Origin of the sequence: Streptomyces sp. NBC_01775, assembly GCF_035917675.1 — a bacterium.
Taxonomy (GTDB): domain Bacteria; phylum Actinomycetota; class Actinomycetes; order Streptomycetales; family Streptomycetaceae; genus Streptomyces.
The window spans coordinates 8,419,002-8,434,661 of record NZ_CP109104.1; the positions used below are offsets into that span (position 1 = coordinate 8,419,002).

14 protein-coding genes and 1 pseudogene are annotated in these 15,660 nt (G+C 70.7%); 6 read left to right on the plus strand and 9 right to left on the minus strand.

The features are described from left to right. Positions 1-167: 167 nt before the first annotated feature. The gene (locus OHB04_RS37195) at positions 168-1,211 is read right to left on the minus strand and encodes a zinc-binding dehydrogenase (protein WP_326809174.1); all 1,044 of its coding nucleotides are present in this window, start codon (positions 1,209-1,211) and stop codon (positions 168-170) included. Positions 1,212-1,286: 75 nt separating this feature from the next. Further along, positions 1,287-2,585, minus strand: a complete 1,299-nt coding sequence (locus OHB04_RS37200; RefSeq protein ID WP_326809175.1) for an MFS transporter — start codon at positions 2,583-2,585, stop codon at positions 1,287-1,289. Positions 2,586-2,721: 136 nt separating this feature from the next. Here OHB04_RS37200 and OHB04_RS37205 point away from each other — a divergent pair, with 136 nt between their 5' ends. After that, positions 2,722-3,642: a helix-turn-helix domain-containing protein gene (locus tag OHB04_RS37205; protein WP_326809176.1), complete on the plus strand. Its 921-nt coding sequence runs from the start codon at positions 2,722-2,724 to the stop codon at positions 3,640-3,642. 170 nt (positions 3,643-3,812) lie between these two features. Here OHB04_RS37205 and OHB04_RS37210 read toward each other — a convergent pair whose 3' ends face one another. Further along, positions 3,813-4,178 carry an SbtR family transcriptional regulator gene (locus tag OHB04_RS37210; protein WP_326809177.1) on the minus strand — a complete coding sequence of 122 codons (366 nt, stop codon included), beginning with the start codon at positions 4,176-4,178 and terminating at the stop codon, positions 3,813-3,815. Here OHB04_RS37210 and OHB04_RS37215 point away from each other — a divergent pair, their 5' ends adjacent. Beyond that, the gene (locus tag OHB04_RS37215; RefSeq protein ID WP_326809178.1) at positions 4,179-5,150 is read left to right on the plus strand and encodes an FAD-binding oxidoreductase; all 972 of its coding nucleotides are present in this window, start codon (positions 4,179-4,181) and stop codon (positions 5,148-5,150) included. It begins immediately after the preceding gene. Between the two features lie 126 nt (positions 5,151-5,276). On the opposite strand, the gene OHB04_RS37220 is transcribed toward OHB04_RS37215, so the two are convergent. From OHB04_RS37220 to OHB04_RS37230, 3 genes and pseudogenes are all read right to left on the minus strand, one after another. After that, positions 5,277-5,996 (minus strand): helix-turn-helix transcriptional regulator, encoded by a 720-nt coding sequence (locus tag OHB04_RS37220; protein WP_326809179.1) that lies wholly within the window; start codon positions 5,994-5,996, stop codon positions 5,277-5,279. Positions 5,997-6,012: 16 nt separating this feature from the next. Continuing rightward, entirely contained in the window at positions 6,013-6,945 is a 933-nt protein-coding gene (locus OHB04_RS37225; RefSeq protein ID WP_326809180.1) for an alpha/beta hydrolase, read from the minus strand. A 60-nt stretch (positions 6,946-7,005) separates the two neighbouring features. Next, positions 7,006-7,201: pseudogene (locus OHB04_RS37230) on the minus strand (hypothetical protein); the annotation flags it as partial. 275 nt (positions 7,202-7,476) lie between these two features. Between OHB04_RS37230 and OHB04_RS37235 the strand changes: the two are divergent. Further along, positions 7,477-8,823, plus strand: coding sequence for a serine hydrolase (locus OHB04_RS37235; protein WP_326692048.1), 1,347 nt, complete (start codon positions 7,477-7,479; stop codon positions 8,821-8,823). 480 nt (positions 8,824-9,303) lie between these two features. Here the strand turns inward: OHB04_RS37235 and OHB04_RS37240 are convergent, their stop codons facing one another. Further along, the gene (locus OHB04_RS37240; protein ID WP_326809181.1) at positions 9,304-10,410 is read right to left on the minus strand and encodes a sensor histidine kinase; all 1,107 of its coding nucleotides are present in this window, start codon (positions 10,408-10,410) and stop codon (positions 9,304-9,306) included. Then, positions 10,407-11,069 carry a response regulator transcription factor gene (locus OHB04_RS37245; protein ID WP_326809182.1) on the minus strand — a complete coding sequence of 221 codons (663 nt, stop codon included), beginning with the start codon at positions 11,067-11,069 and terminating at the stop codon, positions 10,407-10,409. The genes OHB04_RS37240 and OHB04_RS37245 overlap by 4 nt, the downstream gene beginning before the upstream one ends. 181 nt (positions 11,070-11,250) lie before the next feature. On the opposite strand from OHB04_RS37245, the gene OHB04_RS37250 reads away from it, so the two are divergent. The 3 genes from OHB04_RS37250 to OHB04_RS37260 are packed head-to-tail and all read left to right on the plus strand — an operon-like array spanning position 11,251 to position 14,485. Continuing rightward, positions 11,251-12,186: an ATP-binding cassette domain-containing protein gene (locus OHB04_RS37250; protein ID WP_326809588.1), complete on the plus strand. Its 936-nt coding sequence runs from the start codon at positions 11,251-11,253 to the stop codon at positions 12,184-12,186. Then, on the plus strand, positions 12,183-13,712 hold the full coding sequence (locus tag OHB04_RS37255; RefSeq protein WP_326809183.1) for an ABC transporter permease subunit: 1,530 nt from the start codon (positions 12,183-12,185) through the stop codon (positions 13,710-13,712). The genes OHB04_RS37250 and OHB04_RS37255 overlap by 4 nt, the downstream gene beginning before the upstream one ends. Next, a complete protein-coding gene (locus OHB04_RS37260) occupies positions 13,709-14,485 on the plus strand; it encodes an ABC transporter permease (protein WP_326809184.1) in 777 nt (258 codons plus the stop codon). Before OHB04_RS37255 ends, OHB04_RS37260 begins: the two co-directional genes overlap by 4 nt. On the opposite strand, the gene OHB04_RS37265 is transcribed toward OHB04_RS37260, so the two are convergent. After that, positions 14,482-15,444, minus strand: coding sequence for an IS481 family transposase (locus OHB04_RS37265; protein WP_326809538.1), 963 nt, complete (start codon positions 15,442-15,444; stop codon positions 14,482-14,484). The genes OHB04_RS37260 and OHB04_RS37265 overlap by 4 nt on opposite strands. Between the last annotated feature and the right edge of the window lie 216 nt (positions 15,445-15,660).

The following is a 15,660-nucleotide window of genomic DNA, read 5'->3' on the forward strand; positions in this document are numbered from 1 at the left end:
CGGATGCCTTCGCTTCACGGACGGATCAGCCGCTTTCAGGCGGCACAGCAGCAGGGCGGGACCGGTGTCGCCGCAGGAGGCCGGGCGCAACCGCGCAGAGACCGCAGCGGCCCGGTGGGTGGGGAGGAGCGGCGTGACTGCCGCTCCCGTCTCCCCGGGGCGTCGGGTCAGGACTTGACGAGGACCTTGAGGGTCTTGCGGTCGGCCATGTTTTGGTAACCGGCCGGGACGCCGCCGAGGCCGGTGGTGGCGTCGAAGACCCGGCCCGGGTCGATGGCGCCGTCGAGGATGGCAGGCATCAGTTCCTCGATGTAGGCGCGGGTGGGGGCCGGTCCGCCGGCCAGGCGGATGTTGCGGCCGAAGAGGCTGTCGAAGCCGATCGGTGCCTGCTCGTACTGCGGGACGCCGACCCGGCTGATCACGCCGCCGGGGCGGACGATGCCGACGGCCTGCTCGTAGGCGGGCATCGCGCCGACGCATTCGAGGACCACATGGGTGCCGTGCCCGCCGGTCAGGTCGCGGACGGCCTCGATGCCTTCCTCGCCCCGGGCGGAGACGACGTCGGTGGCGCCGAAATCCCGGCCCAGGTCGGTGCGCGCCTGGTGGCGGCCCATGAGGATGATCTGTTCGGCGCCCAGGAGCCTGGCTGACAGCACTCCCAGCAGGCCGACGGCGCCGTCCCCGATGACGGTGACGCTGGTGCGCTGGTTGACCCCGCCCGCGACGGCGGCGTGGTGGCCGGTGCCGAAGACGTCCGAGAGGGTCAGCAGGGACGGCATGAGGGCGGAGTCGGCGGCGACGGGCAGCTTGACCAGGGTGCCGTCGGCGAGCGGGACGCGGGTGGCTTCGGCCTGACCGCCTTCTTCCGGCATGCCGTCCCAGAACCCGGCGTGCGGGTTCGCGCAGGAGGTGTGCAGGCCCTCGCGGCAGAAGACGCAGGTGTTGTCGGAGATGGCGAACGGCGCGACGACCAGGTCACCCCGCTTGACGGTGCTCACCTCGGAGCCGGTGTCCTGGACGATGCCGATGAACTCGTGGCCCATCCGCACCGGGCCGTCGGCCGCCGGCATCGAGCCATAGGGCCACAGGTCGCTGCCGCAGATACAGGACGCGGTGATGCGGACCAGGGCGTCGGTGGGCTCCTTGATGACCGGGTCGGGGACGTCCTCGACCCGGACGTCGCCGGCTTCGTACATGAGGGTTGCGCGCATGAGTCGTTTCTCCTGTCGGGTGATGTGGTTCAGGTCAGATGGGCGGCGCTCGCGTGGCGAGTGGCCGCGGTCCCCTCAGCGCGCCGTACTTCCAGCATTGGCAGTACTGGCAGGAGCGGTATCCGCAGCACTCGCGATGACGGTGCCTGCGCGGTTGCGGCGGTGAAGCAGGGCGATGGTGATCGTCGGGATGAGGGTCAGGGCGGCGACGACCGTGCCGACCACGGCGGGGCCGGTGGCCCCGAGGGAGGAGTCCAGGGCCATGCCGGCAACCCACGTGCCGATCGCGGTGCCGAAATTGAACGCCGACACCGTCAGGGCCGAGCCCAGGGTGGGGGCCTTGCCCGCGAAGCGGACGGCCAGGGAGATCAGCACCGGGTTCGCACCCAGCCCGAACAGACCGAGCAGGGCCACCAGCACGATGACGGGCAGGGAGAACGCGGACAGCAGCCAGATCGCCAGCAGCAGGGCCGTGGTGACCGCGGGGGCCACGATGGTCGTCGCGTGCGGGCGGCCGTCCCCGAGCCTTCCCCCGACGAGGAAGCCCGCCAGCGCGCCGATGCCGAACCCGACCAGGACCAGTGGAACGATGCCGGCGGCGAGTCCGGCCCGGTCGGTCAGCAGCGGGGAGATGTAGGAGTACGTCGCCAGCACACCGCCGGTCGTGGTCGCGCACGCCGCCAGGGCCAGCCAGAGCCGGCCGGAGCGTACAGCGGACAGCTCGGAGCGGATCGACACCGTCTGCCGGCTGGGGCCGTCCTGCGGGACGTGCCGGGCGATGAAGACGATGCAGCCCGCGCCCAGGACGGCGAGGGCCCAGAACGGACCGCGCCAGCCCATGGCCTGTCCGGCGAACGCGCCGAGGGGGACACCGACGACGTTGGCGAGCATCGCGCCGGACCCCACGACTCCCAGGGCGCGGGAACTGGCGGCGGGCCCGGCGATCCGGGCGGCCACCACATTGGCCACCGCCCAGAACGCCCCGGTCGCCACCGCCGTCAAGAATCGCGCCCCCAGCAGCAGCGCGAAGCTGGAACCGAGCGCGACGATCACGTGACCGAGCGCGAACACGGCCAGGGCCAGCATCAGGGTGAGCCGCCTGGGAAGCCGCAGCGTCAGCATCGCCATCAGCGGTGCCCCGATGATCATCCCGACCGCGAAGACCGTGATCAGCAAGCCGGTACGGGCCACGCTGACGTGCAGGTCACCCGCCATCTCCGGCAGGAGGCCCGCTACTACGAACTCGGTCGTCCCCATCAGGAACGTGCCCAGCGCCAGCACGTAGACAACGAACGGAAGCCGGGAGGTCTCCCGTCCGTGGTCTTCGACTCGCACCTCAGTGGCAGCGTCGAGGACTCCTCCTCGCGTGCTCATCTTCCTCCTTCAACGGGGCTCGCGGTCTGTCTTGCCACTTCACGAAACCCTCCTTGTCGCACACGAGGAAGGTCGGGTTTATAGGGGGGACAAGCTCAACCTCCCTCATGGCCGACCGGTCGCTACCGTTAAAGGCATGGACCGATCCCCCGGCGACAGCGCCGACAACCGCGCCGACATCCGGGACTTCCTTGCCAGCCGACGCGCCAAGATCACCCCCGAACAGGTCGGGCTGCCCACCAGCGGCCGACGCCGCGTCCCGGGCCTGCGCCGCGAAGAAGTCGCCGTCCTCGCCGGCGTCAGCACCGAGTGGTACACCCGGCTGGAAAAGGGCCACATCAGCGGCGTCTCCGAAGACGTCCTCGCCGCCGTCGCCCAAGCCCTGAAACTGGATGACGACGAACGCACCTACCTCTTCGACCTGGCCCGCGCCGCCCAGCCCGCGCGCCGCACCCCCGCACGGCGCAAGGACGTCCCCGTCCCGCCCCGGGTTCAGTGGCTGCTGGACTCCATGACGATGTCCTCCGCCTTCGTGCGCAACGGCCGCATGGACGTCATCGCCCACAACGCACTCGCACGGGCCGTACACGCCCCCATGTTCGACAGTGCCACCACCGGCGAGCACGGCCGCGCCAACATTGCCCGCTTCCACTTCCTCGACCCCATCGCCCGGCACTTCTTCGTCGACTGGGAGGCCGCCTGCCACGCCACCGTCGCACTGCTGCGCGCCGAGGCCGGACGAGAGCCCCACGACCGTGCCCTGCGGGAACTCATCGGCGAACTCTCCACACTCAGCCCTGAGTTCCGCAAGCAGTGGGCCGCCCACGACGTCCGCATCCGTCACGACGGCGTCAAGCGATTGCGGCACCCCGAGGCCGGCGACCTGGAGCTGACCTACCACTCACTGGACCTGCCTCTGTCCAACCGGGCGATGCACGACCTGACCATCTACACCGCCGAACCCGGCACCCGATCCGAGGAGCAGCTCAGGCTCCTCGCCAGTTGGACAGCACCTCAGCGCCAGGCACCGACAGAGCACACCCGGCACACCATCTGAGGGCACGCGGCACGGGGTTTCGCTCCCCGTCCGGTGCAGCTAACCGGTCACTTGGCTCCTGCCGCCTCCGCCATGAGGCGGGCCCGCTTCTCGGCACGTGGTTCGGCTCTCCAGCCGGGCAGGAACGCCGACAGCGGCCTCTGAGAGGTCGTCTCCCGCCCGTGGGCCTGTCACAGGCCGTGCGTGGCCCGGAAGAACTGGTCCACGTCGCGGCGGCCGGGCGCGGGCCTCGCCAGGGGTTCGCGGCCGGGGGCACGTAGGCCGTCGAGGAGTACGCCGATGTGCCGGTCGGCCAGGTCCGCGACGGCTTCGCCGCTGTCAGGGGCGGGCAGGTGTCGAGGCGGGATGGAGTTCAGCATCAGTACGACGTCGTAGGCGTTCACGTCGTCCCGCAGCACCCCCGCCTGCTGCGCTCCGGTCACCAAGTCCTCCAGCGCGCCGAGCAGTTCGGTGCGGACGGCGGCGAGTTCGGGGCCCGGCTCCTTGGCCCGTCCGCAGCTCACGGGGAAGAGCTGGCCACTGCGCAGGCGCGTCATGTGACGTTGATCACCGTCAGCCCTCAGACCCGGGTGGTGCGGGCCCAACCGGGCGTATTGCTGGGTGAGTTGGATGCCGCCGCCCAGGAGTACGGCCTCACCGTGCCCGCCGGAACCGTCAGCTCCACAGGAGTCGCGGGACTGACGCTCGGCGGCGGCATCGGACATTTGATGCGGCGCTTCGGTGCCACCGTCGACAATCTCCTGGCCTGCGAGATGGTCACCGTGGACGGGCGCAAGGTGCGTGCCGACGAGGCCGAGAACCCCGAGCTGTTCTGGGCGCTGCGCGGGGGCGGCGGCAACTTCGGAGTCGTCACCGCCTTCGAGTACCGCGCCCATCCGGTCGGCCCGGAGGTCGTGGCCGGACAGCTGATCTTCCCGTTCGGCCAGGCCGCCGACGTCCTGGCGGAGCTGCCCGGCGTGATGGCCGCGGCGCCACGCGAACTGGGGCTGCTGGCGGCGATCGCCCCGCCCCCGCGCTGCCGATGCTGCCCGAAGAGGCCCATGGCAGGCCGGTGTTGGTGCTCGTCCCGGTCTGCACGGGTGAGCCCGCCACGGCCGCCGAGGTCATCGCGCCGCTCGCCGCGCTGGGCCGGCCGCTGGCCGACCTCGCCATGCCGCCACCGTAATGGCACTGGGGGAAGTGCACGTGGCCCGCGCCTGGGCGTCCACCGGCCGGTTCAGGAGGCCGCGGTGGCCCACCCGCCGTCGCCGGAGCAGGCCACGACGATCCCTGATTCGACAACTCGTTCATCCTGGCCGCGACGGCCGCGTTCCTCGCCGGCGCGCTTCGCCGATAGCCGCTCGTCCTCGGGTGACGCGACAGGGCGCGGCGGGCGCGGCTCGGTCGGCCACCAGGACAAGCCGCGCCCTGCCGGTCGAGCTCCCCAGTTGTGCGGTAAGGGGCCCCGGAAAGCAGCGCAGCGCAGAGCAGGCACGGTGCTGGTGATCATGTGGTTGTCGAGACCATGAGAACCGAGCGAGACCGTGCCTGCCCGAACTCATCGCCGTCTCGGCGGTGCTGACCGGGGCCCGCTCGCTCATCGCGATCAGCGAGCCGTGGCCGGAACGGTTCGCCGGGTCGGTGCCTGCGGATGCTCATGGTCGGGGCGTGAGCGGGGTCAGTGCGGTGGGCCGCACCGCACTGGCGGCGGCCGAGCCGCGTAGCAGTTCGGTCAGGTCATGGGGCTGGGCCTGTTCACCGGTTGGAGCCGCTGCCGCGATCCGGTCCAGCCGGAAGCCCCGGCCGGCCCGGCGTGTGCGGCACCAGGCGATGAGGTACCAGCGGCCGTCAGCGGTGAGCAATCCGGCCGGTTCCACGACGCGGTTGCTTTCGTGCCCTGCCGCGTCGGTGTACGACAGCCGCAGCGCCGTGTTGTCGGCAAGGGCCTGCTCCACCGCGGTACGGACCTCGGAGTCGCCGTGCGTCGGCAGGGCAACGATTCGCGCGGCGAGTTCCTGTGCCGCCTCCGAGGCGGGGCCGGTCATCGCGGCCACGATCTTCTGAGCCGCCGTGCGGGCCGCGCCGGCGTAGGGGGTGGAGGCGTCGGCCGCGGCGAGCGCGGCGGTCAGTGCCGAGGCTTCGTCGGCGGTGAGGTGGATCGGGGGCAGGGTCATCTCCGGGTCGATCGACCAGCCGCCGCCTCGCCCGGGTATGGAGCGCACCGGGACACCGGCCTCCATCAGGGTTTGCAGGTCGCGCTGCGCCGTGCGGGTGCTGACCTCGAACCGCGCTGCGAGCGCCGCGACCGTCAGCGGCCGCGGCGCCGCCGCGCGCAACTCTTCCACCAGCGCGTACAGCCGGGCAGTCCGGTTCATGCCGCCGACGCTACCGTCACGCGGAGGCCAAGAAGTCCCGCTCGCGCCGCAGTTCCCGCTCGGTGATGGTCAGGGGGAACAGGGTGAAGCCGTGCATCGCGCCGGCGACGACGCCGAGCTGCACGGGAGTACCCGCCGCCTGCCACCGTGCGGCCAGGAACAGCGAGTCGTCCAGCAGCGGATCTTCGGTGCCGACGACGATCCGGGCCGGTGGCAGCCCGGCCAGGTCCGCGAACAGGGGCGACACCTCGGGATCGCGGCGCTGCTCTTCTCCCATCCCTGGCGTGAACAGCTCATAGCCGCCCCGAAGCGTGTCGGTGTTGCTCAGCAGTTGCCGGGGGCCGAACCGCCGCTGGCTTGGTGTCATCGACAAGTCGTAAGGGCCGAAGAGCAGGTGGGCCGCCCGGAATCTGCCGGCAACGCCGTGCCGGTCGCGAAGGCGCAGCAGCGTCACGACGCTGAGGTGGGCACCAGCCGATTCACCGCCGATCAGCAGCCGTTCGGTACCGAACTCGGCCGCGGCGTGTTTCACCAGCCATCGGGCAGCCGCTTCGCAATCGTCGGGCCCGGCGGGGAACGGGTGTTCCGGCGCGAGGCGGTAGTCCACGCTCACCACGGCCAGCCGTGCCTGCTCGGCGAGCCGCCAGAGCCGCTCATCCTGTCCGTCCCCGGACCCGAACGCCCAGCCGCCTCCGTGGATGTGCAGGTACACGCCGTCGACGCGGTCCGGCACAAAGACCCGTACCTTCACTCCGCCCTCAACGGCGCGGTCTTGGCCGTGCGGCAGTCTTACCGGTGCCATGTCACCGCCGAGCCGGTTGCGCCGCAGGAGCGTCAGCGTGGCTGCGCTCAGCGCCTGCCCACGAGCTGGACGGCTCGCGGCGGCAGCCTCGAATTGCTCGTTGAACGCCAGGGTCTCTGGGAGGCAGTCCTCATCTGTGATCATCATGCCGTCGACAGTCGCAGCTGCCCACGACAACGTTCTGTCACCCTTTCTTTGTGAACTGCGTCATGGTCCTGCCGCGCTCCTGATGTGATCGGGATCGAACACTGGCTCGCCCACCCCGGCGATGCCCTTCTCGCTGCGGACGCGGGCGTGTTCGCGTCGCTGGGCGGCCAGGACCTCGGGGGTGCCGAGCGTTCTGGTTGCGCCGGCGCAGCCAGCGGTGCAGCTCCCGCGTCTGGACAGTGTGGTCGGGGCGATTCCCATGCGGCGCCGGTTGACGCCCCACAGGGTGTCGTCGCCGACCGAGTACCGGCAGTTGACCGCCACGGCCGATAAGTCCGGTTTCTCCCCCACCCGGGTCGTAGCCGGGCGGCCGGATCGTAACTCCACGGTCTGACGCGGGATACCCGTACGGAATGACGACGCGGTCATGCCCCTCTGACTAGTGTCCGGTGCATTCACCCCGCCGTCACCGATGCACACCACTGCCGTCAGACGGTCTACTACCGGACGGCCCCCATGAGGAGAAGAACGATGCGCCGACTGCTCCCCGTGCTCGCTGCTCTCGCCCTGTCGGCCGCGGGGCCCGCCACGGCACCCGCAAGCCCCGCCCGGCAGGAGCAGCCGCCGAAAACACCCGTTGGCAAGCAGGTGTCGTGGTTGCTGGACGCCTCGAAGCGGCTGCCCGTGCCGGAGGCAGAGGTCCGAGAGCATGTGTCGGCAGCGCTCCTGGAAAAGCTCGGTGGAGTCGATGGATTCAACGCCGAACTCGGGAAAGCAGCCGGGCCCGACGGACTCCGCTTGGACTCCTTCCGCTCCCAGCGGACGCCGCGCGACAGTTCGGAGGCGTACGCGCTCCTTGACGGCGAGGACGGCAGACATCACGCGGTTGTCGTGACGGACGAGCAGGACGACCTGGCCGCCCTCCATCTCACGGCTCTGCCCGGTTCCTGGAGCGAACTGGATGAGAGGCTGCGCAAGGTCGCGCCCGATGTGTCGTTCCTCGCCGCCGAGGTGAACAAGCAGGGGCGGTGCCGTACGTTGCACGGACTCGCCCCGAAGACGCCGCGGCCGATCGGCTCCGCCTTCAAGCTCTACGTCCTGGGAGCGCTCGCCAAGGCCGTACGCGAAGGCCGGGCCTCCTGGGACCAGCGGCTCCCCGTACGGGAGGAATGGAAGTCCGTGGGCGGTGGCCCCGTCTCCGAGCTGGCCGCGGGCACCAAGCTGACGCTGCGCCAGTACGCGGACCACATGATCTTCTACAGCGACAACTCCGCGACCGACCACTTGATGCACCGGATCGGCCGGAAGGCCGTAGAGGCTCAACAGACCGCCTTCGGCATGGCCGACCCGCGGGCGAACCGGCCCCTTCTGCTGACCCGCGAATTGGCACAGCTCAAGAGCGCCGACTACCCACGGCACGCCGACGCTTACACGGCCATGGGAGAACAGGACCGGCGACGGTACCTCACCGACGAGGTGAGCAAGCTGCCGGTGCCGGGTTCGACCTGGGAGCAGCCACGCCACATCAACAGCGTCGAATGGTTCGCCCGCCCGGACGACATCTGCCGCGCGTTCTCCGGCCTGCGCGACCAGGCCGGCTCCGGCGGCCAGAAACCCGTCGACACCTCCCTGTCCCTGATGGGCACCCGGACCCTGGGGCTGGACACGGACGCGTGGCCCACAGGTTGGTTCAAGGGCGGCTCTGAACCCGGTGTCATCAGCCGGAACTTCATGGTCGAATCCGCTTCGGGCAACACGTACGTGGTTTCGATGTCGGTGAGCGACCCGAAGGAGAACGTGAGCAACTCCGACAAGGCGGCGGAACTGCTGGCACTGTCCGCGGGGGCCTTCGAGCTGGCGGACAAGGCGGCCGGCTGAGCTGTCCTGCGGAGTTCGGCGAGCCGGGCGTGGATCTGCCGCATACGTCAACCGACGGAAACCGGATTCCGGCGGCTTCATCATCTCGGGGTCCATCACGCCGCCCCCGGAAACCGAACCTCGGGTACGTCACCTCAGCCGACTGTGTTCACCAAGCCACGAGCAGCCCGGGTGCCGGGTACGGCCCGAGCCGTGCCGATGGGATGGTGGCAACGGCGTGTCCAGGCCCCCGACATGGTCGGCTGCCTGTCGGCCCACCCGACCCAGGAGCCACCAGCCACAGCCCCGTCGCCAGTGGGGTGCGGGGCGCGCCGGTCAGGAGCTGGCTCATGGCGTCGGTGCCGATCCGGCGATCTCGCGTCGCCGGGCCGTGATTTGGGCGTCGGTGCGGCTGATGGGAACAGGCGGAAACCGGCCCCGGCAGAGTGACGACAGGGCCCCGGAGCAGCGAGGTCTGGTTTAACGCGCATGCATGGGGATTCAGTGAGACGGGTGTGCGAATCGTACGGTGACGGCCAGGCCGCCTTCGGGGGGTGCGGTGGTGGTGAGGGTGGCGTGGTGGGCCTGGGCGACGGCCTTGACGATGGCGAGGCCGAGACCGTAGCCGTCGCGGCGGCTGTTACGGTCGGGCGCCAGTCTCTGGAAGGGCTGGAAGAGGCGCTGGATCTGGTCGTCGGGGATGACTGGCCCGCCGTTGGTGATCGTCAAGGTCGCCTGCGCGCCAGAGGTCTGAGTGGCGATCTCCACGCGCCCGTCCGGGTGGTTGTGGCGGATGGCGTTGTCGATGAGGTTGGCGATGAGGCTTTCGACCAGTCCCGGGTCCCCGGCCGTCACCGCGGGCGTGAGGTGTTCGGCGAGGTCGATGCCTTTTTCTGCTGCCGGGTCGCGCCGGGAGGCGAGCACTCCTCGGACGACTCGGGCGAGGTCGAGGGTGTCGCAGCGGGTGACGCCGCGCTCGCTGGTGGCCAGGGCGAGCAGTGCCTGGACGAGTCGTTCCTGGTGTTCGCCGAGAGCGAGGGCCTCCTGGCAGGCCGAGCGCAGGGTGCCGGCGTCGGCGTCGGGGTCGGCGAGGGTGACTTCGAGGAGGGTCCGCAGGCCGGCGAGGGGGGTTCGTAGCTCGTGGGAGGCGTTGGCGACGAAGTGTCGTTGGGCGTCGAAGGAGGCTTGGAGGCGGGCGAAGAGGTCGTCGAGGATGCCGCCCAGTTCGGTCAGCTCGTCGGCGGGCTCGCCGAGGCTGAGACGCTGGTGGAGGTTTCCGGCGGAGATGGCGGCGGCGGTGGCGGTGATGGACCGCAGGGGGCTGAGGAAGCGGCCGGCGACGAACCAGCCGCCGGCGAGGGCGATGGGGATGAGGACGGCGAGCGCGAGGGCGGAGCCGAGGAGGAGCTGGTGCGGGCCGATCCCGTGCCCTGTGCCGGTGATCGTGTCTGGCGCAGAGCTGCGGGCGGGAACGGTCGACTGGACGCCGACCAGGGGGACGGTGACGACGGCGAGGACCACGATCCCGGCGACGTAGATTCCCGCGGCGTAGAAGAGCGCGAGCCGGGTTTGCAGGGACCGCCTGGGAAGCGGCCGGGATTCGGTCATGCCGGCCCGATCCGGTAGCCGCCTTCGCGGATGGTCTCGATCACCGGCGGGTCGCCGAGTTTGGCGCGCAGCCGGTGCATGGTGTGCTTGACCGCAGAGGTGAAGGGGTCGGCCGCTTCGTCCCAGACGCGTTCGAGGAGTTCCTCGGCGGGCAGGACCAGGCCGGGTGAGGCGAGCATGCATTCAAGGAGCGCGAACTCCTTCGGGCTGAGCTCAAGTCGCCGGCCGGCGCGGAACGCCACCCGGCGAGCCGGGTCGAGGGTGATGTCCTCGCAGGAGAGGGTGGGAGAAAGCGGCGGGGTGGCCCGGCGGGCCAGCGCCCGGACACGGGCGACCAGTTCGGCGAAGGCGAACGGCTTGGGCAGGTAGTCGTCCGCGCCGAGGCTGAGCCCGTCGACGCGGTCTTCGATGGTGCCGGCCGCGGTCAGCATCAGCACGCGGGTGTCGGAGCGGTCGTCGGCGAGTCGCCGGCAGATGTCGTCGCCTCCGACGTCGGGCAGGTCCCGGTCGAGAATGACCACGTCATAGCGGGTGACGGCCAGGCGGGCAAGGGCGTTGGTCCCGTCCAGCACGACATCGACGGCCATACCCTCGCGGCGCAGCCCGGTGCCGATCGAGCGGGCCAGCACCTCGAAGTCCTCGACTACCAGGACCCTCACCACAGATCACCGCCGGTCGTACGGGGAAGGCGGCCGGGCGGGCCGCCGGTTCGAGGTGCCATGTACTCAACGATGCCAGGTCGCAGGTTCCAGCCAGGTCGCAGCGGCTGAGACCGGGCGGGAACCAGGCGCCATGTACAAAAATCCGCATGAGACCACACCGAACCGGCTGCTCATCCCGATGAGCGCCGCAGAGATCACCGTTGCCGGGCTGCGCAAGCGATACGAGGCGACCCGAGCCCTCGACGGCATGTCCTTCACCGTCCGTCCGGGGCTGGTGACCGGCTTCGTGGGGCCGAACGGGGCCGGGAAGTCCACCACGATGCGGGTGATCCTCGGCCTGGACGCGGTCGATGAGGGCACCGCGCTCATCGAGGGGAGGCCATACCACAGGCTTCGGCGCCCGCTGAGCCACGTCGGTTCACTGCTGGACGCGGCGGCGCCGCACCCCAGCCGGAGCGGTCGTAACCACCTGCTCTGGCTGGCACATTCACAGGGCCTGGCCGCGCGGCGGGTGGACCAGGTGCTCGATCTGGTCGGCCTGACCCCGGCGGCCCGGCGCAAGGCCGGCGGCTACTCGCTCGGCATGCGGCAGCGGCTCGGGATCGCGGCGGCCCTGCTGGGCGACCCGCCGATCGTCGTGCTCGATGAACCGTTCAACGGCATGGACCCCGACGGCATCGTATGGATACGTGGCTTCCTGCGGTCGCTGGCCGCTGAGGGCCGCGCCGTCCTGGTGTCCAGCCACCTGATGAGCGAGGTGCAGGACACCGCCGATCACCTCGTCGTGGTCGGGCGCGGCAAGGCCATCGCCGACGCCGGCGTGGCCGACCTGATCGCGGCTGCGTCCGGGAACCGGGTGGCCGTGCGCACCACGGCCCGGCCGGACGCGATGACGGTGCTCGGGCACGCGGGCGCCGCCGTGGCGGCCACCGGCCGCGACACCATCACCGTCTCCGGCCTGCCGGCGGCTCGCATCGTGACGCTGCTCAGCGCGAGCGCGGTGCCGTTCTCCGAGGTATCAGCACACCGCGCCACCCTTGAGGACGTCTACATCGAACTCACCCGCGAGGACGTCGAGTTCCACGCCACGACGCCGCCGGAGGTGCCGCGGTGACCCCCACCGTCACGCCGTACCGATCCGGCCGGCGGGCCGGGCGGCACGGCTTCCTCCAGCTGCTGCACGCGGAGTGGACCAAGTTCCGCACCGTCCGGGGCTCGGTGATCGGCATGGCGGCTGCGGCACTGATGATGGTGCTGGTCGCCCTGCTCGCCGGGGCCAGCAGCGATCAGAAGGGCTCACCGCCCGTGCCGGTCGGCCCGGGCGGTGAGCCGGTCACCGACAGCTTCTACTTCGTGCACCGGCCGCTGGCCGGAAACGGCAGCATCACGGTCTCCGTTTCCGCGCTCAGGAGCAGCATCCCCACGGGTCCCGCGAACCTGCGGCCTGGCAACGTGCCATGGGCGAAGGCCGGGCTCATCATCAAGCAGAGCACCCGCCAGGGATCGCCCTACGCGGCGATCATGGTTACCGGCAGCCACGGCGTGCGGATGCAGGACAACTTCGTCAACGACACGGCCGGCCTCCCCGCCTCTGTCTCCAGCGCGTCTGTTCGCTGGCTGCGGCTGGACCGCTCGGGCGACACGGTCACCGGCTATGCCTCCGCCGACGGCACGCGCTGGACCAGAGTGGGCACCGTGCACGTGAGCGGGCTCGGACCGACAGCGCAAGGCGGGCTGTTCGTCGCATCGCCGCCTTCCGTGGAGGGCGTGGGCACGCGCGGCAGCGTGTCCACGGCCGTCTTCGAAGATCTTCGCGTCCGGGGAGGCTGGGCCGGTGGCAGCTGGGCGGGTGACCAGCTGGGACCCGAATCCCCCAGCTTCGCCGGCTACCCGCGGAACACGTCGGGTTCGTTCACGGGATCCGACGGCAGCTTCACGGTGACCGGGGCCGGGGACATGGCGCCCGCCGTTCGCGAAACCCTCCCGACCGGCGGCACCCGCGGAGACATCCTCACCGGCACGTTCGCCGCGCTGATCGCCGTGATCGTCGTGGGGGCGCTGTTCATCTCCACGGAATACCGGAAGAACCTGATCCACGTGACCCTGGCCGCCAGCCCGAGGCGGAGCCGGGTGCTGGTGGCCAAGGCGATTGTGCTGGGAGTCGTCACTTTCGTCACCGGGCTGGCGGGAGCGGTCGTCGCGGTCCCGCTCGGCGAGCGGCTCGCCCGGACCAACGGCGTGTACGTCTTCCCGGTGGCGTCTTCAACCGAACTACGGGTGGCGCTCGGGACCGCGGCGCTGCTGGCGACCGCCGCGGTCCTGGCCCTCTCCGTCGGCGCCATGTTCCGGCACAGCGCCGGCGCGGTCACCACCGTCATCGTGGCCATCGTGCTGCCCTACATCCTGGTCGCCATCCCGTTCATGCCCGCGGGCGTGTCGGACTGGCTGACCCGGGTGACGCCCGCCGCGGCCTTCGCCGTCCAGCAGACGCTTGTGCCGTATCACCAGGTCACGAGCATCTACACGCCGTACAGCGGCTACTATCCGCTGGCACCGTGGGCAGGGCTGGCCGTCCTGGCCGGCTACGCGGTGGTAAGCCTGGCCGTAGCAACCGTCCTTCTCCGCAGGAGGGACGCATGAGAACGGCCCTGCACGCGGAATGGACGAAGATACGGACAGTCGCCGGCCCCCTGTGGCTGCTGCTCGGCATGATCGCGTCGACAGTGGCCCTGAGCGCCGGGGCGACCTCGGTGGTGACCTGCGCGTCCGCCGGCTGCGGCGGCGACATGACCAGGCTCAGCCTCATCGGCGTCGAACTTGGGCAGGCGCTGGTCGCCATCCTGGCCGTGCTGGTCATCAGCGGCGAGTACAGCTCGGGCCTGATCCGCACCACTCTCGCGGCGATGCCGTGCCGGCCCACCGTCTTCGCGGCCAAGGCCATCACTCTCACCGGCGTCGTGGCCGTGGCTGGAAGCATCGCGGTTCTCGGGTCGCTGCTGGCCGGGCGGTTCATTCTGCCCCGTCATGGCTTCACAGCCGCCCGCGGCTACCCGGCCCTGTCTCTGGCCGACGGGCCCACGCTGCGCGCGACCGCCGGGTCGATCCTCTACCTGACCCTGATCGCCCTGCTCAGCCTCGGCATCGCTGCCATCGTGCGGGACTCCGCGACCAGCATCGGGCTCATCCTCGGCCTGCTCTACCTTCTCCCCATCCTCTCCCAGGTGATCGGCGATCCGCACTGGCAGCGCCTGCTCCAGCAGATCGGGCCGATGAGCGCCGGGCTTGCCATCCAGGCCACCACCAATCTCCACAGCCTGCCCCTCAGCCCGTGGGCCGGTCTTGGCGTCACCGCCGGGTGGGCCGCCGTCGCGCTCGTGGCCGGCGGCCTACTGCTACGCATACGAGACGCCTAGATGTGTTGTTCGGGGAGGTTGGTGATGCGGCTGGCTGGGGTGTGGCCGCTGATTCCGGTGTGGGGTCGGTGGTAGTTGTACCAGTCCAGCCAGTCGGGGAAGGCTGCCTGTCGCTGGGCGTCTGAGGTATAGGGCTGGTGGTAGGCCCATTCGTCGAGCAGGGTGCGGTGGAAGCGTTCGACCTTGCCGTTGGTCTGTGGGCGCCATGGTCGCGTCCAGCGGGGAGAGATGCCCAGCTCGTGGCAGGTCTGGCGCCAGGTGTTCTTGGTGTAGGCCCAGGCGTTGTCGGTCAGGACACGTTCGACGGTGACGCCTTGTCGGGCGAACCATGCCGTGGCCCGTTGGAGGAAGTCCGCGCAAGTCGGGGCCGTCTCGTCGGGCAGGTCTTCGGTGTAGGCCAGGCGGGAGTGGTCATCGAGCGCGGTGTGGAGGTAGGCGTATCCCATGCCGTGGCGACGGTCCTTGTTCGGGCTGCCCGCGGCCCGGCCGAGGACTTTGTGGCCGCCGCCGTCGGGGATGCGGCCGAGTTTCTTGACGTCGACGTGGATCAGCTCGCCGGGGCGGGAGCGCTCGTAGCGGCGGACGGGTTCACCGGTGGCCCGGTCGAGGACGGCCAGGGCGGGCGAGTCGTGACGTTGGAGGATGCGGTGGGCGGTGGAGGCGGCGACGCCGGTCCGTGCGGCCAGGCGCAGCGGGCCGATCCGGTGCTCGCGCCGCATCCGAAGCACGCGGGCCTCCTTATGAGGCGGTGTCTGCCAGGGGCAGCGGGCAGGGCGGCTGGAGCGGTCGTACATGCCCGTCTCGCCGTGCCGGCGGTAGCGGCCGGCCCAGCGGGCGGCGGTGGTGTGGCTGACCTGGAAGCGCTCGGCCGCCCTGCGTACCGGCCAGCCGTCCTCGACGACACACCTGGCCAGACGCAGCCGACCGGTCGGCGTCAACGGGGCGTTACGGTGGATCACGAGGGCCTCCTGCACTCGGCGGTAGATGTCGCAATCCACACCGAGCCAGAAGGCCCTCACCTCGTTCAAGCACCCACCACGGGCGTGTCACCCGTCACCAACGTCCCGGGACAACACACCTAGAGCCTGTCTTGAGCCGGGATCAAGGTGTGGGCTGCGCCTTCCGGTGCCTGACCGGGAGTCAGGCTGCCGACAGCCCCCGCGTCGTCCCGGTCC